General features: G+C 73.0%; 17 protein-coding genes and 1 pseudogene. 6 read left to right on the forward strand and 12 right to left on the reverse strand.

Annotation, left to right across the window (positions count from 1 at the left end; genetic code table 11):
* From ACFYOH_RS00005 to ACFYOH_RS00020, 4 genes and pseudogenes are all read left to right on the forward strand, one after another.
* Positions 1–116: pseudogene (locus tag ACFYOH_RS00005) on the forward strand (5,10-methylene tetrahydromethanopterin reductase); the annotation flags it as partial.
* Positions 113–700, forward strand: coding sequence for a CE1759 family FMN reductase (locus ACFYOH_RS00010; RefSeq protein ID WP_388619214.1), 588 nt, complete (start codon positions 113–115; stop codon positions 698–700). The pseudogene ACFYOH_RS00005 and the gene ACFYOH_RS00010, both read left to right, overlap by 4 nt.
* Before the next feature lie 139 nt (positions 701–839).
* A complete protein-coding gene (locus ACFYOH_RS00015) occupies positions 840–1,571 on the forward strand; it encodes a response regulator transcription factor (RefSeq protein WP_388619217.1) in 732 nt (243 codons plus the stop codon).
* Positions 1,572–2,981, forward strand: coding sequence for an ATP-binding protein (locus ACFYOH_RS00020; protein ID WP_388619221.1), 1,410 nt, complete (start codon positions 1,572–1,574; stop codon positions 2,979–2,981).
* Between the two features lie 138 nt (positions 2,982–3,119).
* On the opposite strand, the gene ACFYOH_RS00025 is transcribed toward ACFYOH_RS00020, so the two are convergent.
* From ACFYOH_RS00025 to ACFYOH_RS00075, 11 genes are all read right to left on the reverse strand, one after another.
* Positions 3,120–4,946, reverse strand: a complete 1,827-nt coding sequence (locus ACFYOH_RS00025; RefSeq protein ID WP_388619223.1) for a phosphatidylglycerol lysyltransferase domain-containing protein — start codon at positions 4,944–4,946, stop codon at positions 3,120–3,122.
* A 151-nt stretch (positions 4,947–5,097) separates the two neighbouring features.
* Positions 5,098–5,373 (reverse strand): hypothetical protein, encoded by a 276-nt coding sequence (locus tag ACFYOH_RS00030; protein ID WP_388619226.1) that lies wholly within the window; start codon positions 5,371–5,373, stop codon positions 5,098–5,100.
* 179 nt (positions 5,374–5,552) lie between these two features.
* Positions 5,553–6,374, reverse strand: coding sequence for a phosphate ABC transporter ATP-binding protein PstB (pstB, locus tag ACFYOH_RS00035; RefSeq protein ID WP_388619228.1), 822 nt, complete (start codon positions 6,372–6,374; stop codon positions 5,553–5,555).
* Positions 6,375–6,432: 58 nt separating this feature from the next.
* On the reverse strand, positions 6,433–7,341 hold the full coding sequence (locus ACFYOH_RS00040; RefSeq protein WP_388619230.1) for a sortase: 909 nt from the start codon (positions 7,339–7,341) through the stop codon (positions 6,433–6,435).
* A gap of 92 nt (positions 7,342–7,433) precedes the next feature.
* Positions 7,434–9,428: an Ig-like domain repeat protein gene (locus ACFYOH_RS00045; RefSeq protein ID WP_388619233.1), complete on the reverse strand. Its 1,995-nt coding sequence runs from the start codon at positions 9,426–9,428 to the stop codon at positions 7,434–7,436.
* A gap of 112 nt (positions 9,429–9,540) precedes the next feature.
* Positions 9,541–12,204, reverse strand: coding sequence for a hypothetical protein (locus ACFYOH_RS00050; protein ID WP_388619236.1), 2,664 nt, complete (start codon positions 12,202–12,204; stop codon positions 9,541–9,543).
* Entirely contained in the window at positions 12,201–12,371 is a 171-nt protein-coding gene (locus tag ACFYOH_RS00055) for a hypothetical protein (protein ID WP_388619239.1), read from the reverse strand. The genes ACFYOH_RS00050 and ACFYOH_RS00055 overlap by 4 nt, the downstream gene beginning before the upstream one ends.
* Complete coding sequence (locus ACFYOH_RS00060; RefSeq protein ID WP_388619240.1) at positions 12,368–14,077, reverse strand: phosphate ABC transporter substrate-binding protein PstS; 1,710 nt, start codon at positions 14,075–14,077, stop codon at positions 12,368–12,370. The genes ACFYOH_RS00055 and ACFYOH_RS00060 overlap by 4 nt, the downstream gene beginning before the upstream one ends.
* A complete protein-coding gene (gene pstA, locus ACFYOH_RS00065; RefSeq protein ID WP_388619243.1) occupies positions 14,077–15,318 on the reverse strand; it encodes a phosphate ABC transporter permease PstA in 1,242 nt (413 codons plus the stop codon). Before pstA ends, ACFYOH_RS00060 begins: the two co-directional genes overlap by 1 nt.
* Before the next feature lie 2 nt (positions 15,319–15,320).
* The gene (gene pstC / locus ACFYOH_RS00070; protein WP_388619245.1) at positions 15,321–16,409 is read right to left on the reverse strand and encodes a phosphate ABC transporter permease subunit PstC; all 1,089 of its coding nucleotides are present in this window, start codon (positions 16,407–16,409) and stop codon (positions 15,321–15,323) included.
* Between the two features lie 140 nt (positions 16,410–16,549).
* Complete coding sequence (locus ACFYOH_RS00075) at positions 16,550–17,173, reverse strand: CGNR zinc finger domain-containing protein (RefSeq protein WP_388621005.1); 624 nt, start codon at positions 17,171–17,173, stop codon at positions 16,550–16,552.
* Positions 17,174–17,271: 98 nt separating this feature from the next.
* Between ACFYOH_RS00075 and ACFYOH_RS00080 the strand changes: the two genes are divergently transcribed.
* A complete protein-coding gene (locus ACFYOH_RS00080) occupies positions 17,272–18,063 on the forward strand; it encodes an MBL fold metallo-hydrolase (RefSeq protein WP_388619247.1) in 792 nt (263 codons plus the stop codon).
* Between the two features lie 14 nt (positions 18,064–18,077).
* Here the strand turns inward: ACFYOH_RS00080 and ACFYOH_RS00085 are convergent, their stop codons facing one another.
* Positions 18,078–18,692, reverse strand: coding sequence for a TetR/AcrR family transcriptional regulator (locus ACFYOH_RS00085; protein WP_388619250.1), 615 nt, complete (start codon positions 18,690–18,692; stop codon positions 18,078–18,080).
* A 93-nt stretch (positions 18,693–18,785) separates the two neighbouring features.
* Here ACFYOH_RS00085 and ACFYOH_RS00090 point away from each other — a divergent pair, with 93 nt between their 5' ends.
* Positions 18,786–19,385 carry a peroxiredoxin-like family protein gene (locus ACFYOH_RS00090; RefSeq protein ID WP_388619253.1) on the forward strand — a complete coding sequence of 200 codons (600 nt, stop codon included), beginning with the start codon at positions 18,786–18,788 and terminating at the stop codon, positions 19,383–19,385.
* Positions 19,386–19,582: the final 197 nt, after the last annotated feature.

Below are 19,582 nucleotides of genomic sequence, written 5' to 3' on the forward strand. Positions count from 1 at the left end.
GCGAGGAGGTCGTGCCCGTGCTGCGCAAGGAGTTCGCGAACGGTCGGCCCGCGGACGTGCCGGAGGCGCCGACCCACCGGTCCCTGCTGGCAGCGAAGGAGGCGAGCGCCGTATGAAGCTGGTGATCGTGTCCGCGGGACTGAGCGTCCCCTCCTCCACCCGGCTGCTGGGCGACCGGCTGGCCGCCGCGGTGGCGCGGCGGGCGGAGGCGGACGTGGAGGTGATCGAGCTGCGGGACCTCGCCGTCGAGATCGCGCACAACTTCACCAACGGGTTCGCCGGGAAGGCGCTCGCCGCCGCGCAGGACGCGGTGGCGAGCGCCGACGGGCTGATCGTCGTCACACCGGTGTTCTCGGCGTCGTACAGCGGGTTGTTCAAGTCGTTCTTCGACGTGCTGGAGAAGGATGCCCTGGTGGGCAAGCCGGTGCTGCTCGCGGCCACCGGCGGCACGGCCCGGCACTCGCTGGTGCTGGAACACGCCCTGCGGCCGCTGTTCGCCTATCTGCGGGCCGTGATCGTCCCCACGGCGGTGTACGCGGCGTCGGAGGACTGGGGCGAGGAAGGGCTCGCCGGGCGGATCGAGCGGGCGGCGGGGGAACTGGCCGCACTGATGTCGGGGCTGGGGGCGGGCGGAGCCGGGCAGCAGGCCGAGCCGCAGGTCGTGCCGTTCGAGGAACAGCTCGCCCGGCTCGGCGCCTAGCCCGGGCGCTCAGGCAAGGTGAAAAGACGGTAGGGCGGCGGGCCGGGTTGCCCGTCCGACGGTGAGAGGGGGGTAAAAAGGGTGATCGTAGGTCCGCTCGCCTCGACCGAACCGCTGCGGGCCTTGGCAAACTGGGTGCGTGCCCCAGACTGTGCTGCTCGCTGAAGACGACCGTGCCATCCGTCATGCCCTGGAGCGTGCCCTGACCCTGGAGGGGTACGAGGTGACGGCGGTGGCCGACGGCGTCGAGGCGCTGGCACAGGCCCACAAGACGCCGCCGGACGTCCTCCTGCTCGACGTGATGATGCCCGGGATCGACGGCCTCCAGGTCTGCCGGGTGCTGCGCGCCGAGGGCGACCGCACCCCGATCCTCATGCTCACCGCCCTCGTGGAGACCGCCGACCGGATCGCGGGCCTGGACGCCGGCGCCGACGACTACGTCGTCAAGCCGTTCGACGTCGAGGAGGTCTTCGCGCGGCTGCGCGCCCTGCTCCGCCGCACCAGCCCGGTGCCCGCCGGCAGCGGCGCCACCGGCGGCGACAACGGCGGCCGGGACGTCCAGATCTCCGACCGGCAGGTCGAGGCCGCCGGCATCCGCATGGATCTGCAGGCCCGCCGGGCCTGGCGCGGCCAGCGCGAGCTGGAGCTGACCCGAACCGAGTTCGAGCTGCTGGAACTGCTCGTGCGCAACGCGGGCATCGTGCTCGATCACTCCACGATCTACGACCGCATCTGGGGCTACGACTTCGGGCCCGGCTCGAAGAACCTCGCCGTCTACGTCGGCTACCTGCGCCGCAAGCTCGACGAGCCCGGCGCCCCGCAGCTCATCCACACCGTGCGGGGCGTGGGTTACGTGCTCCGGGAGGACTAGGTGGGCCGCCTGCGGCGGCTGCTGGCCCCCGGCCGGCCCAAGCTGGTCTCCCTGCGCACCACCTTCGCCGTCTCCTTCGCGGCCGTCACCGCCGCCGTCACGATCCTCGTCGGCATCCTGTCGTACGGCAGCGCCGCACGGCTCGTCCGGGTCGACCAGCAGTCGGTGTTCACGCAGGTCGTACAGGACGTGCGGGGCGAGGTGCGGCAGCACGAGATGGTCCCCGAGGACTTCTCCTCCTCCCGCCCCGGGCACGACCTGGTCCGGCCCGCCCGCACCGATGTGCAGGTGCTGGGCGCGCAGGGGCAGATCGTGGACCACGGCAACCCGAGCCTGCCCGTCACCTCCCGCGACAAGGCCATGGCGCTCGCGATGACGGCCGGGAAGGTGGTCCAGCACAAGGACGTGCCGGTGGACTCGGACGTGTACCGCATCGCCACCGTCTCGCTCGGCGACGGGCGGGGCGCGGTCCAGGTCGCGCAGGAGTTCAGTGACACCGAGGATCTGCTGCGGACGCTGCAGCAGCGGACGCTGATCCTGATGTCGGCGGTCGTGGTGGCGGCCGGACTGTTCGGCTGGTGGCTGGCCCGCCGGATCACCCGGCGCCTGGTGATCCTCACCTCCGCCGCGGAGGACGTGGCCCGCACCCGCCGGCTGGGCATCGAGGTGCCGGTGGCCGGGCTGGACGAGGTCGGGCGCCTCGGCCGCGCCTTCGACCGGATGCTGGGCCGGCTCGCGCAGTCCGAGGAGGACCAGCGACGGCTGGTGCAGGACGCGGGGCACGAGCTGCGTACGCCGCTGACGTCCCTGCGCACCAACATCTCTCTCCTGCGCCGCATCGACGAACTGCCCCCCGCCACCCGGGAGGAACTGGTCGCCGACCTCAGCCAGGAGGCGCGGGAGCTGACCGACCTGGTCAACGAGCTGGTCGACCTCGCGGCGGGGCAGTCCGACACCGAGCCGCCGCAGCGGGTGGACCTCGCCGACATCGCCGAGGACGTCGTGGGGCTCGCCAGACGCCGTACCGGGCGCGAGATCCTGCTGCGCACCAGCGGTGACACGATCACCGACGGGCGGCCCGGGATGCTGCAGCGGGCCATGTCGAACCTGGTGGAGAACGCGGCCAAGTTCGACCGATACGGCAAGGGGCCCATCGAGGTCAACATCACCGGGCCCGCGCGGACGGGGACCGTGCGGGTGGAGGTGCTGGACCGGGGGCCGGGTATCGCCGAGGGCGACCTGATCAGGATCTTCGACCGCTTCTACCGCGCCGCCGACGCGCGCTCCCTGCCGGGGTCGGGGCTGGGTCTGTCCATCGTCCGCGAGGTCGCCATGGCCCATGGCGGAGCGCCGTTCGCCTTCCGGCGGGAGGGCGGCGGAGCGGTGATCGGTTTCACGGTCGGCGGCTGAGCACCGGGGCGGCTGAGCAGGCGTACCGGCCGACCCGGCTCCCGTACTTCCTCTCCGTCGGCACCCTGCCGGCCGGTAGTGGGCCTGCAGCGTGCCGGATCGGCGTCGTACGACGGTGACCTGCGGTTGGCGTGCGGCTCAGGATTGCCGGCCGCCCATCCCCGGCAGTTCGAGGAAGCCCTCCGCCCGGGCGCTCGCCAGACCGATCCTCGGGATGTCGCTGCTCTTGGCGAAGAGCAGGAAGCGCGGCTCCCACACCGGGCGGTACTTGGCGTTGGCGCGGTAGAGGGACTCGATCTGCCACCAACGTGAGAAGAAGGTGAGGGTTGAGCGCCACAGGCGCAGGACGGGGCCCGCGCCCAGGCGGGCGCCGCGTTCGAAGACCGAGCGGAACATCGCGAAGTTCAGCGACACCCGCTGGATGCCCAGCTCCTTCGCGCGCAGCAGCAGCTCCACGACCATGTACTCCATCAGGCCGTTCTCGCAGTCGCGGTCGCGGCGCATCAGGTCCAGGGACAGGCCGTGCTCGCCCCAGGGGACGAAGCTGAGCAGGGCGCGCGGCTCGTCGTTCGCGTCGCGGCACTCCAGCATCACGCAGCGGCCGTCCCCCGGGTCGCCGAGGCGGCCGAGGGCCATGGAGAAGCCGCGTTCGGTGGCGCCGTCGCGCCAGTGGTCGGCGCGCTCGATGAGCAGGGCCATCTCGTCGGCGGGGATGTCCTCGTGGCGGCGGATGCGCACGGTGTAGCCGGCCCGCTTGACCCGGTTGTGGGCCTGGCGGACCACGCGCATGGCGCGGCCCTCCAGGGTGAAGTCGGCGATGTCGACGATCGCCTCGTCGCCGAGTTCGAGGGCGTCCAGTCCGTGCCGGGCGTAGATCGTGCCGGCCTCCTCGCTCGCGCCCATGACGGCCGGGGTCCAGGCGTGCCGGCGGGCCTCGGCGAGCCAGGCGTCGATGGCGCCGGGCCAGGCCTCGGGGTCGCCGATCGGGTCGCCGGAGGCGAGGGAGACGGCGCCGACGACGCGGTAGGTGATGGCGGCCTTGCCGGTGGGGGAGAAGATGGCGGCCTTGTCGCGGCGCAGCGCGAAGTAGCCGAGGGAGTCGCGTGCGCCGTGCTTGTCGAGTAGGGCCCGCAGCCGGGTCTCGTCCTCATCGGTGAGCCGTCGGCGACCGCGCGGGGAGCGGAAGCAGGCGTACAGGACCAGGAGGAAGGCCGCGGCGAGCAGGACGTTGATGATGATGTCGGCCCAGCGGGGCGCGTGCACGGAGTCGACCCGGTCGGCGAGCGGGCCGACGCTGATGCCGCGCAGCAGGGTGTAGGCGAGCTCTTCGCCCCAGGGGGCGCGGGGCAGCTTGTTGGTGGCGTGCACGAGCAGCGTGCCGAGCCCGCCGGTCACCAGGATGCCGCCGGCGCCCACGGCCAGCGCGAGCTTCGGGTTGGAGGGGTCGCCGATGGCGTTGAACTCACGGCGGCCGATCAGCAGCGCTGCCACGAAGAGGCCGGTGAGGGCGGTGGAGACCCAGTTGAAGGCGTGGTCGCGGAAGGGGTGCTGGGTGAGCGCGAGGAGATAGAGCACGAACAGGGGACCCGCGAACAGCAGGTTGACCACCCAGGCGGCGCGCTTGCCGCGTCGCATCACCAGTGCCAGGAAGATCGCCGCCGCGGCCGAGGCCAGGCCGGCGGTGGCCAGGTACGGGGTGAAGAACTGGCCGGCGTGGTGTGTGTGCGCGTGCACGTGGCGGGCGGTGAAGAGCTTGCCGTCGTTGTGTTCCTGCACCTCTTTGCGGAACGGCAGCGACATGACCGCGATGATGTTGAAGACGGCTATCAGCCGCAGGTACCAGACGGTGGCCGAGGCCGCCCGGGCGCGCAGGCGGGGGCCGGGCACGGGCAGCCGCGGCGCACGACGCGTGCCGCGCTGTGCGGGGACCTGTGGGGTGGGCATGGTCTGCTGCTGAGCGGGCATGGTGACTGGTCACCTTGGGGGGAAGGGGGACGGGGAGACCCCGGTCGGGGCCACCCTGACCCTACAGCCTGTAGGGTAGCCCGGTTGGGGCGTGTTCGCAGAGGAGCGTACCTACAATCGCTCTTACCCGGACCTTCCCGTGCGGCGCCTCTTACCCGGACCTTCCCCCGCCGCGCCGGGCCGCCGCCAGATGCCAGGCCAGGTTTCCCACCGCCGCGCCGGCCGCGACCGCGGCGACGATCACCCCGCCGGTCGCGAGCCCGTCACTGAACAGATGCGGCCGCCGGTCGAGGCTGTGCAGCCCGAACCCGCACAGCTCGTACACGCCGACGGCGGCGACGAGAAGGCTGACGACCAGCAGGGTCAGCGTCGGTGCCAGACTGCGCGCACAGACCTGCCCGTCGGCCTCCGTTTCCATGTCCTGCATGAATCCCCCGATGAACAGACGAATGGACAGCCCTGCGACCGCCGGCGGTTGGGAACCTACAATACGTAGGGTCCGCCGGGGTCGGCGCCGCGGACGTCCGGACAACGCCGCGCGGTGTGTCGGCTGTCACTCCCCGGCCGGTGCGCCGGGTGTGTTCGGGGACCTGGTGCGCGGGCGGATCAGCCGAAGCGGCCCGCCACATAGTCCGCCGTGCGTGCGTCCGCCGGGGAGCCGAACATCTGCTCCGTGGGGCCGTGCTCGACGATCCCGCCGGGCGTGCCCTGCTCGGCGAGGAAGAAGGCGCACTGGTCGGAGACGCGGGCGGCCTGCTGCATGTTGTGGGTGACGATCACGATCGTGACCTCGTCCCGCAGGTCCTGGATCGTCTCCTCGACCCGGCGGGTGGAGGTGGGGTCGAGCGCCGAGCACGGCTCGTCCATGAGCAGGACCCGGGGGCGTACGGCGAGGGCGCGGGCGATGCACAGGCGCTGCTGCTGGCCGCCGGAGAGCGCGCCGCCGGGCTGCCGGAGGCGGTCGCTGACCTCCTTCCACAGACCGGCCCGGGTCAGGGACTCCTCGACCAGCTCGTCCTTCTCGCGGCGGCCCACCCGGGTGCCGGTCAGTTTCAGGCCCGCCACCACGTTGTCGTAGATCGACATCGCCGGGAACGGGTTCGGCTTCTGGAAGACCATGCCGATGCTCCGCCGGGCGTCGGTGAGCCGGCGTTCGGGGGAGTAGATGTCCTCGCCGTCGAAGAGCACCTCGCCGCCCAGGGCCGCCCCGGGGATCAGCTCGTGCATGCGGTTCAGGGTGCGCAGGAACGTGGACTTGCCGCAGCCGGAGGGGCCGATCAGGGCGGTCACCCGGCCCGCCGGCATGGTCAGCGAGACCCGGCTGAGCACCTGGTGGCTGCCGAACCAGGCCGAGACCGCGCGGGCCTCCAGGGTGGCGGGCCGGGCGGGCGGGGCATCGGTCGCGGGGAGTACGGCGGTGTCGGTCATGGGGCCACCTCGGTGACGGAGAGCTCGGTGCGGGCTACGGCAGGTTGCTCGGGGAGGGCTACAGCAGGTTCGGGAGGAGTTCGGTGGCGCGGGTGGCGACCTGGAGGCCGAGCACCGCGAGGACCGGGGCGAAGACCAGCCATGTCTGGTGGCGGCCCCAGCGGTGCCAGGTCCACACCGCGGCGACCGCCGCGAGCAGCAGCGCCTGCAGCCACATCACCAGCGGCCACGGCACCGCGGAGGGCCGGGCCATCGGCTCCTCGGAGCCGGGCAGGGTGCCGGAGCGGATCACCGCGGCCGGGGTCTGGAACGGCGCCGAGACCAGGTCGGCGTCGACGCGCAGGACGCCGCTCGGCATGAAACCGGGACCGGTGGCCGTGACCAGCACCAGCCGGCCCTTGCCGGAGGCCAGGGGCGCGGGTGCCGGGTCACCGGCCCGGCGGACGTCGGCGACCCGGTAGCGCGCCTTGCCCTGGCCGGTGGTCACGGTGAACGTGTCCCCGGCCGCCAGCTCGGCCAGGTGCCCGAACGGGCCGCCGTACGCGGCCGCCCGGCCCATCAGCACGCTGGTGCCGGACTGCCCGGGCATCGGCGTGTCCCGGCGGTGTCCGGGGCCGTCGGTCAGCACCGAGGAGTCGGTGCCCTCCAGCACGACCTGGGTCAGGCCCAGCTCGGGTACGTCGATGAGGGCGACCGGGGTGCCGGGCGCGAGCAGTCTGCCCTGCTGGTCGGTCTGCGCCACCGGGGCGGTGCCCAGGGCGAGTTGGTCGCGCAGCTCGTCGAACGCGGCGTGCTGGGCGTTGTGTTGCTGGATGCCGCTGAGCACCAGCAGCTGGGCGGTGCTGCCGAGCAGCAGTGCGGCCAGGCTGAGCAGGGCGCCGCGGGCGAGATGCCGTACGGCGGTCAGGCCGCGGACCCGGGCGCCGGGCGCGGCCGGTGCGAGCGCGGCGGGGGCGGCGACGGTCACGGCGGCCTGCCTCCTTCACTGGACGTTTCGTCGGTTCGGCGGGCTGCCGGGGAGCGGGGCGGGCTCCCCGGCAGCCGCGCGGGTCGGGTGGATCAGGTGGACTTGACGGTGAAGTTCGCGCCGGCCTTGGAGTTCACCGAGGCGGAACCGGCGTAGAAGGCGTGCAGCGTGTGCGTGCCGCGGCTCAGCTTCGGCAGGGTGATGGTCACCTTGCCGCCGCTCAGCGTGCCGGTCGCGAGGACCTTGGAGCCCTCGTAGACGCGCACGGTGCCGGTCGGGGTGGTGCCGGTCGCGCTGACCTTGACGGTCACCTTGGCCTGGGCGGTGTGGCTGATCGAGGTCGGGGCGGAGGTGCTCACCGACGGGGTCGCCTTGACGATCTTCAGGCTGGTCGTCGTGTGGGAGGAGTAGAGCTTGCCGCTGCCCGCGTAGGAGACGGTCAGCGTGTGCGTGGCGACCTTGAGGTGGTTCGGCAGGGCGACGGTGGCCTTGCCGGAGGCGTCCAGGGTGCCGGTGCCGAGGACCGTGCTGCCCTCCGTCACCGTGACCTTGCCGGTGGCGGTCACGCCGTGCGAGCCGGCGACGGTGACGGAGACCTTGGGCGTCCTGCCGTAGGCGGTGGTCGTGGTCGTCGCCTGCGTGGTGCTAGCGAACCTGACCGCGCCGGTCCAACTGGCCGGAGCGCCGGTGCCGTTGAGGTTGTTGCCCGTCACGGTGCCGGTGTAGGCGCCGGCCGCCAGACCCGTGAAGGTGTACGACGTCGTGCCCGCCGGGAGGTCCTTGACGGCCACCACGCTGCCGTCGGACCCGGTCAGCGTGACCCGGTAGTCGGTCAGCGGCAGACCGGTGGCCGCCGGGGCCGTCCAGGACAGCTTCAGGCTCGCGTCGCCCGGGGTCGCCTTCAGGCCGGGCTTGGCGGGCGTGGAGGCGTCGACGCCCGACTCCTCCAGACCGCCCAGCTTGGCGTGCTTGGCCACGCTGACCGAGCCGTTGTACGGCTCGTTGACGAAGCCGAAGTCGGCGATGACCTTCTCGGCGCCGTCGGAGGCCAGCGCGGCGCTGTGGCTGCCGCTGCTGACGAAGACGTCGTAGAGGTCCTTGTCGAAGAAGATGCTGGTCGGGTCGATCGCCCGGGACGGCACGACGTTGTAGACGTCACGGCCGAAGGTGGCGTTCTCGTAGTAGGCGGTGACCGGGGCGAGCTTGCCGTTGACCGTGATCACCGGGGTGGTGGCACCGGTGTCGCCGGGCAGTTGCACGGCCGCCAGGTGCGCCCCGTCGGCCGCCGCCTGCTTGCTGTAGTCGGGGGCGACGCCGTTGTTCTGGGCGATCCAGCTGCCCACGGAGAACGGCACCAGGTTGCCGTCCTGCTCGACCGCGCTGTCGGCCTGGTTCTCCTGGACGGTCGGGATGTCCGGGGAGAGCGTGGCGTCGGTCAGGCCGATCGCCGACAGGAAGAACTTGCGGGTGCCCGAGCCGCTCTGCGGGATCCTCGGGTGCACGGTCTGCCCGTTCACCGTGGTGAGCGTGCCGGAGTAGATGTCGTGCAGCTGGTCCACCGTGAGGTTGTCCAGCGCCGAGCCCTTCACGGCGACGCCGACCGCGTCCCGCGCGAACGGGATGTAGGTCAGCGCGGTGCCCGAGGTGCTCGGGCCGCTGGAGGAGCGGGCGAAGTCGACCTGGTTCTTGATGGCGGCACCGGCGGAGTCGGGGTACTTGTCGCCGGTCAGCGACTCGCTCAGCGCGAGGCGGCCCTTGCCGGAGCCGTTCGGGCGCAGGAAGGACGGGCCGCCGGAGCGGGTCTGGATCATGGAGGTGGTGGAGCCGGTACCGGGCTCGATCGCGTCGTAGGAGGCGATGCCCGCGCCGCTCGCCGACTTCACGGCCGTGTCGGCGTAGCTCTTGTTGTTCACCGTGTCACCGGCCAGGGCGTTGAGCACGTCCTGGGTGGTGTCGGAGCCCACGCCGACCAGCTTGCGGAAGGTCCCGGCGGGGGTGGGATCGGCGTGGGCGGGGCTCGCCAGAGCCAGGCCGCCGGCCACCGCGGCGGCGGCGACGAGCGCCGCCGTGGAGCGCGTTCTGCGCATCGAGAGTCTCCTGACGATTGTGCGTCGGGTGTGAGAGGGGGATCTGGCAGGGTGGTACGGGCCGTCCGCCCCGAGTGCCTGTCGGGGCGGACGGCCGTCTGGGGGCCGGAGGTCAGGGCCGCGGCGGGCGCAGCCTCTCCGGCAGGGTGAAGGCCGGTACGACCGTCACCGTGCGACCGCCGGGCAGCGTCACCCGCAGGGGAAGCCGCAGCCTGCGGCCGCCGGCGAAGGGTGCGCCGAGGCCGGCGGCGGCACCGAGCGCGGCCCCGGCGGGTACCGCCCAGCGCAGCGGGTTCGCCGGGTCTTCGGGGGTGGTCCCGGCGGCGGTGGTCTGTACGGCCTTGCCGCCGTCGTACGACGCCTGCGCGCCCGGCGACGCCGAGGTCTTGCCGCTGCCGCCGTCCGCGCCGCCGGCCTTGCCGCCCGTGCCGCCGTCACCGCCGGGGCCGCGGGGGATGACGCCGCCCGAACCACCTCCGGTGCCGATGGTCCCGGAGCCGCCGCCGACGGTGCCGCCGCTCGTGCCGCCGCCGTCCCCGGCGGGTCCCGGTCCGGTGTAGTGCGCCAGCGCGTCGGCGGCCTTCAGGGCGCGCTCGCGCAGGCCGCGGGAGAGCGGGGCGTACCCGGCGGGCAGGCGGCCCGGGTCGGCGCCCTGGACCTGGCCGGCGCCGGCCGTGTACCGCAGCAGCGCCGCGTAGTCCGCGCGGGCGTCCGCCTTCAACGACCCCGGGCGCACGGCCGCCCACACCAGCTGGGCGAGCGGGTAGGCGCCCTTCGCGGTGGCGCCGGCCGGCGTGATCTCGGCGACGCCCTTGCCGGAGGCGCTCTTGGCGGCCTCGGTCAGGGAGGCGGCCGTCGGGGCCACGAAGTCACCGGCGGCGTTGCGCAGCCGGGCGGTCTGCAGGCCGTAGCGGGCGGCGGAGGCCGCGTCGGTGACCGTGATGACGAACCGGGAGCCGACCGTCTGCGGGCCGGGCAGCTTGTAGGCGGGCGGGTTGGCCAGCGGGTCCCAGGTCGACTTCCACAGCACGTCGGCCCGCCGGGTGTGCAGGGCACCGGCGTGCATGTCGGTTACGTAGGGGTGGAAGTCGGTCATGCACTGCGTGTCGTCCTTGGGCGCGTCGGTTCCGGGCGGGACCGTGCACCACGGGTCGGACTTCGGGTAGTCGTCCGTGTGCTCGGGGTCGAAGGGGGCGCCGGTGGGGTTCACGTCCGGGTTGGTGCTGTAGTACGGGTTCACCTGCGTGCCCCAGCGGTCGGAGACCCCGGCGAGGAACTGCCGTGCCTGCTTGTCGGCGAGGATCCACTGCCACAGCGCGCGGGCGCTGTCGCTGTGGCCCAGCGAGGTCAGCAGGTCGGTGTCGGTGGCCGGCGTCTCGGCGACCGAGAGGTGGGCGAACTCCGGGTTCAGGTCGATGAACTCCGGGTCGCTCGCGAGTCCCGCCGGGTTGTTCCTCGCCCAGTCGTAGCCCTTGGCCGTTCTGCCGCCGACGACCGCGCCCCAGGGCGAGTTGCGGTACGACTCCGTGAGCAGCTTGGCGACCAGGCGGGGCGTGAGCCTGAGCGACTCGACCTTGGTGCCCGCCAGTTTCCGGATGTCCTCCGGTGCCCCGGCCTTCGGCCTGCGTTCGATGGTGAACCCGATGACCGCGCCGGACAGGGCCACGGGTGCGTATGCCGTCGTGCCGGACGGGGCCGTCGTACCGTAGTCGGCGCCCAGGGCGCGGGTGGTGAAGCCGAGGCCCGTGTCGCCCCTGCGGGTGAGCCGGTCGCGGACGTCCGGTTCGCCCATCTCGGTGTAGCCGTACACCTTCCCGGCCGGACACAGGGCCGCCTGCCAGCTGGTCATGGCGTCGGTGGCGAGCTCGCTGCCCAGGGTGGGCCGCTCCTTGGCGCCGAGCGCGCAGTTGGCGCCGACCGCGTTGAAGTCGAGCGGGACGGCGATGCGGTTGCGCCAGTTGGTGGAGGAGACCGGGGAGCCCGCGTTGACCTGGCTGTGGTCGGCGTACGGCTTGCCGTCCAGGTCCAGACGGCCCTGCGGCACGATCACCAGCCAGCAGCGCCGGGGCGTGGTGACGCCGTTGCGGGTGACCGGGACACCGCAGCCCAGGTGCGGGGCCTCGTTCGCGGTCTGCACCTCGAAGTACTCCTGGCCGGTGCCGTCGGCGCCCGTGCGGGCGAAGTCGACCTCGTTGGTGGTGTTGCGGTTGAAGTAGGGGTTGTTCTGCGTGTTGGTGGTGATGACCGTGCCGTCCACCGCCTTGAACGGCACCTCGGCCGGGGCGTTGGGGTCGGCGGCGCCGTAGACGTCGTCCTGGCCGTAGTTGGTGGGGTCGGCGCTGTAGAACACCTGGCGGGTGTCGTCCTGGCCGTTGCCGGGCCAGTTGCCGCGGTCGGTGGTCGGGGAGCCGCCGTACTGGCACTGAGTGCGGGGCGGCCCCGGGTTGCCCGGCACGGTGTGGTCGTCGTCGCCCCAGCACTGCATGATCTGCACGAAGTCCGTGTTGAACAGCGTGCCCGCGAACGTGGTCGGGGTGCCGCCGGTCCAGGAGACCTTGATCGCCTGGCTGGTGAGGTGGGTGGTGCGGTCCACCGTGAACCTCATGTCCTTGAACTCGCCGCGCCCGGAGACCGTGACGGCGGAGCCGGTGCCGTCGGCGGCCGCCGTGGCGGACGGGGCCGCCTGGGCGAGCGCCAGCCCGGCCAGGGCGCCGGCGGCGGCCCCGGCGAGCAGCCGGGTGAGGGCGCGGCGGACACGGGTGGGCAGCCGGGTCACCGGGAACTCCCCTCGCCGTTGCGGCCGTCGGCGGTGCCGGTGCCGTCGGCGGCCGCCGTGGCGGACGGGGCCGCCTGGGCGAGCGCCAGCCCGGCCAGGGCGCCGGCGGCGGCCCCGGCGAGCAGCCGGGTGAGGGCGCGGCGGACACGGGTGGGCAGCCGGGTCACCGGGAACTCCCCTCGCCGTTGCGGCCGTCGGCGGTGCCGAGTCCGGAGTGGGCGCCGATCAGCCGGGACACCAGGGACGGCAGCAGGAGCAGGCCGAGGAGCAGGATCACGGCGAGCAGCATCAGGGTCTGGGTGGTGGTCCAGCCGTGCCCGGCGGCGAGGGCGACCGGCTGGGCGAGCGCGATGGTCCCGCCGGCCGCCGCGGTGCCGCCGCTCCCCGCGGAGCCGCCGCCCGGCGCGATGGTCTGACCGGTGTCGGGGTCGATGGACGGCTGCCCGCTGCCGGCCCCGCCTCCCCCGGCCGCGCCGGTGCCGCCGGCCGACCCTCCGCTCGCGGCGCCGCCGTTCGCCGAGCCGCCGTTCGCGCCGCCGCCGCCGCTGCCGCCCGTGCCGCCGGAGGCGCCACCCGAACTCCCGCCGCTGCCGCCCTCCTTGGCGCCGCCGCTGCCCGTGGTGCACGGCGCGGCGCCCAGCTTGTCGCAGGCGGCCGGGTAGGGCGCGGTGTCGGCGAGCCGGTTGTGGCCGTCGGGGGTGAAGGTGGGGTTGTTGCAGTTCTTGATGTTGATGTTCTGCGCCCGCACGCCCGGGATCCGCCGGATCTGGTCGAAGCCCGCCTGCACCAGGTTGATCGGCAGCGGGGAGTAGCCGAGGTCGGGTGCCTGCTGCTGGCCCTGGCACATGAAGTAGTACGAGAACGCGCCGAGCGTCTTGCCCTTGTCCTGGGTGAAGGTGCCCTGCACCTTCAGCGGCAGGATCATGTACGAGTAGCTGGACAGCGGGTAGTTGCGCTTGTCGGTGTCGTTGTAGACGCCGTCGAGCTGCTGGGTGAGGTAGTCCGGGCTGCTCCTGTCCGTGTTGATCTTCGCCTTGAGCAGCGAGACGGCGACGTTCTGCGGGGTCGGCTCGGTGTAGTAGCCGGCGTGGTTCAGGACCTTGGCGACCGGGTAGTGCGCGTTGAGCGCGTAGGAGTAGTTGACGTAACCGATCGCGCCCTCGCCGTAGTTCTGGGCGACATAGCCCGCCACGCCGAGGTCGCCGGACTGGGCGATCATGCCGGGGACCGTCGGGTAGTACGACGTCTGCCCACAGGCGCCGGAGCGGCCGACGCGGTTGCAGTACGCCTGCCACTGCGCCCTGTGCTGGTTGGCCATCCACAGCGTGAACTGGGCGGTGGAGCCGGAGCCGTCGGAGCGGACGACCGGGACGATCGTGCGGTGGGGCAGCTGGAGCCCGGGGTTGTCGGCCTTGATCGCCGGGTCGTCCCAGGCCTGGATCACCCCCGTGAAGATCTTCGTGACGTTGTCCCCGGACAGCCGCAGATTGGTGACCCGCTGCCCGTTGACCGTCAGGTGGTACATGAACACGGTGCCGCCCGCCACGATCGGCATGTACGCGTACGACCCCGGCGCCGGGCGCTCCGCGGCGGAGCCGTCGGTCGGGTGGGTCTGGAACGGGATGTCCGACACCGCGAAGTCGACCGTGCCGCTGAGGAACTGCCGGCGGCCGTCGGACGAGCCGGTGCCGGCGTAACTGATCCGCATGCCGTACTGGTTCACCGCCCGGCGCCACTCGTCCACGGCGTTCTCCGCCCAGGTGGAACCGGCGCCGGAGATGGGGGTGTAGCTGTCGGCGACCGCGGGGGTCGCCGTGCTGAGGACGCAGAGCAGGGCGGCCAGGATACCCAGTCTGCGGAGTGTTGTGAGCATCAGTGGGTCTCTCCGTCGGTGTGGTCAGCGGAACCGGTTTCGAACAGCCGCAGTCCCGGCGAGTGCAGTTCGGCGTACCTCTCCACGTCGCGGCGGGAGGCGCGTGCCGCCCGCCGCGCCTGGCGCCTGCTCTGGTGGCCCGGTCCCCGGCCGCCGATGACGCGGGCGATCGCGAAGAGGACCAGGACCAGTGCCATCAGCACCGCCGCCGCGCCGAAACCGCGGGCGATCATCGTCGGCTGGGGGGACTTGACGAAGTTGAAGACCGCGAGGGGGAGGGAGACCATCGGGCCGTCGGTCGGGTCGGCGTTCAGCGCGGCCGTGAATCCGGCCGTCAGCAGGACCGGCGAGGTCTCGCCGATGCCGCGCGCCGTGCCGAGGATGACCGCGGTGGCCAGGCCCGAGCGCGCGGTGGGCAGCACCACGTGCCACACGGTCCGCCAGCGCGGCGCGCCCAGCGCCTCCGCCGCCTCCGTCAGCGTGCCCGGCACCAACCGCAGCACCACGTCCGCCGCCCGGATCACGATCGGCAGCATCATCTCGCTGATCGCGAATCCCGCCGCGAGCCCCGACTTCTGCATGCCGAGCCCGAGAATCCAGGTGGCGTACACCATCAGCCCGGCCACGATGGACGGCAGCGCGGTCATCGCCTCGACGATGGTGCGGACGAAACGGGAGAAGCGGCCGGGGACCTGGTTGAGGTAGACGGCGCAGGCCAGGCCCAGCGGAACCGTGATCACCAGGGCGATGGCGATCATGATGAGCGTGCCGAGCATGGCATGGGCGATGCCGCCGTTGCTCAGCGGGTCCAGCGGGCCCGCCGCCTGCATGTCCTGGGTGAAGAAGTTGCCGTGCGGCAGGGCCTCGCGGCCGCGCCAGGCGGTGAAGCCCACCACCAGCGCGAGCGCGCTGAGCATCAGCGCGCCCGCCGTCCACAGCACGACGCTCATCACCCGGTCCCGTACCGCCTGGGCGTCCTCCTCCAGGCCGGTGAGCACGGCGTAGACGAGCAGGAAGACGGCGTACGCGGTGACGGCGAATCCCAACGCACCGGAGAACGGCGCGAGTTCACCGAACAGCAGCACGGCCGTGCACAGGCCCGAGGCGGCGGCGCCCAGGAGCGAGAGGACCCCGCTCAGGGTGGGGCCGCCGATGCGGCGCGGTACGTCGGGGACGTCGGCCGCGGCTTCCCGGGGAGCGGCTTCTTCCACGCCGTCCCGGATCTCTTGTACGACAGTCATCGTCACGCCTCGCTCTGTGCGCCGGACCGCGAACGGGCCACGATGGACGAGGCGGTGAAGTTGACCGCCAGGGTGAGCAGGAACAGGGCCAGGCCCGCCGCCATCAGCGCCGACATGCCGAAGGTCGAGGCGTCGCCGTAGTGCAGGGCGATGAGGGACGAGACGGAGTTCGAGCCGGTCTGCAGGATGTGCGGCTGGATGACGAAGACCGGCGAGATGATCAGGTACACGGCGATGGTCTCGCCGAGCGCCCGGCCGAGCCCCAGCATCGTGCCGCCGATGATGCCGCCCTTGCCGTAGGGCAGGACGACCGCCCGGATCATGCCCCAGCGGGTCGCGCCGAGCGCGTACGCGCCCTCCCGCTCGCCGGCCGGGGCCTGCGCGAACACCTCGCGCATCACCGAGCACTGGATGGGCGCGACCATGAGGGCGACGACGATCCCGGCGACGAAGGTGGAGGCGGTGTAGACGCTCTCGGAGGCGAGCGGCTCGCCCGGCTGGGTGCCGTCCACCGTGAACAGCGGTATCCACCCGAACCAGTCGCTCAGCCAGCGCGACAGACCGATCACATGCTGCTGCAGGAAGAACAGCCCCCACAGCCCGTACACCACCGACGGCACGGCCGCCATCAGGTCCACCATCGAGACGAGCGTGCGCCGCAGCGGGCGCGGGGCCACGTCGGAGATGAACAGCGCGGTGCCCACGGCCAGCGGAACGGAGATCGTCACGGCGACGGCGGCGATCAGCACGGTGCCGGTGAGGACCGCGGCGATGCCGAACCGGTGGACGTCCGGCTGCCATTCGGCGGTGGTGAGGAACGCGAATCCCCGTGTCCGCAGCGCCTGTCCGGACCTGAGCAACAAGAACAGGCCAATCGCCGCCATGACCGTGAGGACGGTCAGGCCGGTGGCCGTCAACTGGTACCGGAAGATCCGGTCCCCGAGGCCGCGGGCGGCCGACCTCCGCCGTGGCGGGGGGCTTTCGGGATGCTCCGGTCCTTCAGGTCTGCTGGGCTCCGCTCTGCCGGACCCCTCTACCGCGGACACCACGTGTGGCCCCCTCTTGCGACATGCAGCGACATGCAGCGACATGTGCGAGGACGGCGGTCCCCGCGCGGGGAGAGTCAATGGCCGAATGCTGTCGGTTCAGGTCGCCCAAGACGGAGCGCCGGTGAACGGTCCATGTCATTTCGGTGGGAGAGGTGTGTGCACGCACCACGCTTCTGGTGCGCTCAGTCGCCCTGGGGCCGTGCCGTGCGGCGGGCGTAGGCGCGGGCCGCCCGGGCGCGGTCTCCGCAGCGGGTGGAGCACCAGTGGCGGCGGCCGTGGCGCAGCAGGTACCGGTTGCAGGGGGCGGAGCCGCAGGCGGTGAGGCGGTCGGCGTCGGGGCTGGTGAGCAGGTCGGCGGCGTCGGCGGCGAGGGCGGCCAGCGCGTGTTCGACGATCTGGGTGGTGGGGTGGGCCGTCGAGCGGTAGAGGCCGCGCTCGGGCGACCAGTGCAGCAGCAGGGCGGCCGGGACGAGGGTGAGGGCCTCGTTGACGGCGGCGAGGGCGTCGGCGGGGGCGGGGCGGCCCTCGACGCGGGACGCGAGCAGGGGGCGGATCCGGTCACGCAGTGAGCGCAGCCGGCTCGCGCAGGTCTCGCGCAGGTCTGCGTCGGCCGGCGCGAGCCCGCGCTCCACCAGCCAGCGCTGGGCGGCGGCGGGCGTGTCGAGCAGGTCGACCCGCTGTCCGCCGGGCTGGACGACCAGGCTGTTGGCCAGGTCGAGAGCGGGATGCCGGGCGGCGCCGGGCGCGGGCGGCAGGGCGGCCCGCTCGGCGCTCTCCTCGGTGTCGGCGGGGGTCACTGGGCGCACGGGGTTCACGGTTCTCATGGTACGGGTTGCTGCCATCCGTGAGAAAGGAGTAGCGTCCCTCACGGATGCCAGTTCTTCTATCCGTGAGGTGAACCGCCATGGCCGCCCCTTGCGCCGATTCCGGCGAGCAGATTCCCGTTTCCGGCGAGATTCCCGTGCGCGTCCTCGGCGGCCCCACCGTCCTCATCGAGTACGGCGGACTCCGCCTCCTCACCGACCCCACCTTCGACGACCCCGGCGTCTACCCGTCCCCCAGCGGCCGCACCCTGACCAAGACCGCCCCGCCCCGCACGAGCGCCGCCGAACTCGGCCCGGTGGACGTCGTCCTGCTCTCGCACGACCAGCACGCCGACAACCTCGACCACTCCGGCCGCGCCCTGCTGGCCGCCACCCCGCGCACCCTCACCACGCCGGCGGCGGCCGCGCGGCTCGGCGGCACCACCGAACCGCTCATGCCCTGGCAGTCCGTCGACCTGCCCCGCCCCGACGGCGGCACGGTCACCGTCACCGCCGCCCCGGCCCTGCACGGCCCCAAGGGCTCCGAGCCGCTCGTCGGCGAGGTCACCGGCTTCCTGCTGACCTCCGCCGACCTGCCCAGCGTCTACGTCAGTGGCGACAACGCCTCCCTGGAACTGGTCCAGGAGATCGCCGACCGGTACGCCCCCGTCGACACCGCCGTCCTTTTCGCCGGCGCACCCCGGATGCCCGTCCTCGACGACGCCCTCCTCGTCCTCGACGGCAAGGGGACGGCCACCGCCGCCCGGCTGCTCGCCGCCCGCCGGGTGGTCCCGGCCCACTGCGACAGCTGGGCCCACTTCACCGAGACCCGCGAGGACGTGGTGGCGGCGTTCGAGGAGGCGGGCCTGGCGGACCGGCTCCAGCTGGATTGAACCGGGAGCGTCCCTCAGGGCTCCAGGCCGCGCAGCAGCACGGCGAGGCCGCCGAAGAACTCCCGCTCGGGGTCCACGCCTTGGGCATGCCGCGCGGTGGCGGACATGAGCGGGAACTCCTCGGGATCCAGTGCGGAGATGGCCACCGTGCCCGCGCCCGACAGGGAGCCGAGCTGCGCCAGCTGCAGGGCGCCGTTGACGTAGGCGACCAGGCTGCGCAGGGCCACGACCCGGCGCTCGCCCGCGAAGCCCGCGTCCGTGAGGATGCCGAGCACCGTCTCCGACCAGCGCAGCACGGCGCGGGAGTGGTGCCGGTGGGCGACCGACAGCGGGATCGCCGACGGATGCGTGCGCAGCGTGTCCCGCAGTCGCCGCACCATCACCTCGACGCGCTCGCGCCACGGCAGGTCCGCCGGAGGGGCCCCGGTGTCGACCGCCCCGAGCGCGAACTCCACGACGAGCCGCTCCAGTTCCTCGCGGTCGGCCACGTACCGGTAGAGGGCCATCGTGCTCATGCCGAGTTCCTTGGCGACCGTACGCATGGACAGCCCGGCCAGTCCGTCGCGGTCGAGGACGGCGAGCGCGGCCGAGGCCAGTCGGTCAGGGGTGAGGGAGCGGGGTCGGGGCATGGCGCTTGACAGCGTACGGCATACGCTTACGCTCGTAGGTGTACGACATACGCCTACGCGTCCGTGCCGTGCCCACGAGGGAGGCAGTTGCCCATGTCCCCGTCCACGCCCCGGCGGCCGCTCGGCCCCGGCTCCCGGCTCGGCCCCCGCGACCTCACCCCGGTCTTCGGCCCGCCGCTCCCCGTGCCCGACCCGGCTCGCCTGGTCCACCTCCAGTTCCGCCGCTTCGCGGGCTGCCCCGTCTGCAATCTGCACCTGCGGTCCTTCGCACGGCGGCACGCGGAGATCGAGGCGGCCGGCATCAGGGAGGTCGTCGTCTTCCACTCGCCCGCCGAGGAACTGCGGGACCACACGGCGGACCTGCCCTTCGCCGTCGTCGCCGACCCCGACAAGCGGCTGTACGTCGAGTTCGGCGTGGAGTCGGCGCCCCGGGCGCTGCTGGACCCACGGGTGTGGGGGCCGATCCTGCGGGCGGTGCTGCGCAGTACCTGGACGATCCTGCGCGGCCGCGAGCGGCCCCCGGCGTCCCGCCCGCACGGCGGCCGGCTCGGCCTCCCCGCGGATTTCCTGATCGCCGCGGACGGCGGCGTGCTCGCCGCGAAGTACGGCGAGCACGCGTATGACCAGTGGAGGGTGGGGGAGTTGCTGGAGCTGGCGGACGCGGTACGACGGACCGGCGCCGCCCGGACCTGACCGGCGGTCCGCACCTGTACCTCGGGCGTCCCGGACCATGTCGGCGGCGCCCACGGGTTCCGCGAGCGGGCCGCGCACCCGGCCGCCGCCGAGGCCTTGGCGGAAGGCGTGCCCGCGAGCCTGTACGGCCCCGAGCCGTACGCACGACTCGGCATCGACGCGGGCGGCGAGCCGGTACCGGATACCACATCACGGTC

Origin of the sequence: Streptomyces sp. NPDC007856, assembly GCF_042868225.1 — a bacterium.
GTDB lineage: Bacteria > Actinomycetota > Actinomycetes > Streptomycetales > Streptomycetaceae > Streptomyces.

Bases quoted from the DNA above. Each gene is read 5' to 3' on its own strand.
- pstA (WP_388619243.1), bottom strand. From the start codon at position 15,318: ATGACTGTCGTACAAGAGATCCGGGACGGCGTGGAAGAAGCCGCTCCC.
- ACFYOH_RS00025 (WP_388619223.1), bottom strand. From the start codon at position 4,946: ATGCCCGCTCAGCAGCAGACCATGCCCACCCCACAGGTCCCCGCACAG.
- ACFYOH_RS00085 (WP_388619250.1), bottom strand. From the start codon at position 18,692: ATGCCCCGACCCCGCTCCCTCACCCCTGACCGACTGGCCTCGGCCGCG.
- ACFYOH_RS00030 (WP_388619226.1), bottom strand. From the start codon at position 5,373: ATGCAGGACATGGAAACGGAGGCCGACGGGCAGGTCTGTGCGCGCAGT.
- pstB (WP_388619228.1), bottom strand. From the start codon at position 6,374: ATGACCGACACCGCCGTACTCCCCGCGACCGATGCCCCGCCCGCCCGG.
- pstC (WP_388619245.1), bottom strand. From the start codon at position 16,409: ATGTCGCTGCATGTCGCTGCATGTCGCAAGAGGGGGCCACACGTGGTG.
- ACFYOH_RS00090 (WP_388619253.1), top strand. From the start codon at position 18,786: ATGTCCCCGTCCACGCCCCGGCGGCCGCTCGGCCCCGGCTCCCGGCTC.
- ACFYOH_RS00045 (WP_388619233.1), bottom strand. From the start codon at position 9,428: ATGCGCAGAACGCGCTCCACGGCGGCGCTCGTCGCCGCCGCCGCGGTG.
- ACFYOH_RS00080 (WP_388619247.1), top strand. From the start codon at position 17,272: ATGGCCGCCCCTTGCGCCGATTCCGGCGAGCAGATTCCCGTTTCCGGC.
- ACFYOH_RS00060 (WP_388619240.1), bottom strand. From the start codon at position 14,077: ATGCTCACAACACTCCGCAGACTGGGTATCCTGGCCGCCCTGCTCTGC.
- ACFYOH_RS00010 (WP_388619214.1), top strand. From the start codon at position 113: ATGAAGCTGGTGATCGTGTCCGCGGGACTGAGCGTCCCCTCCTCCACC.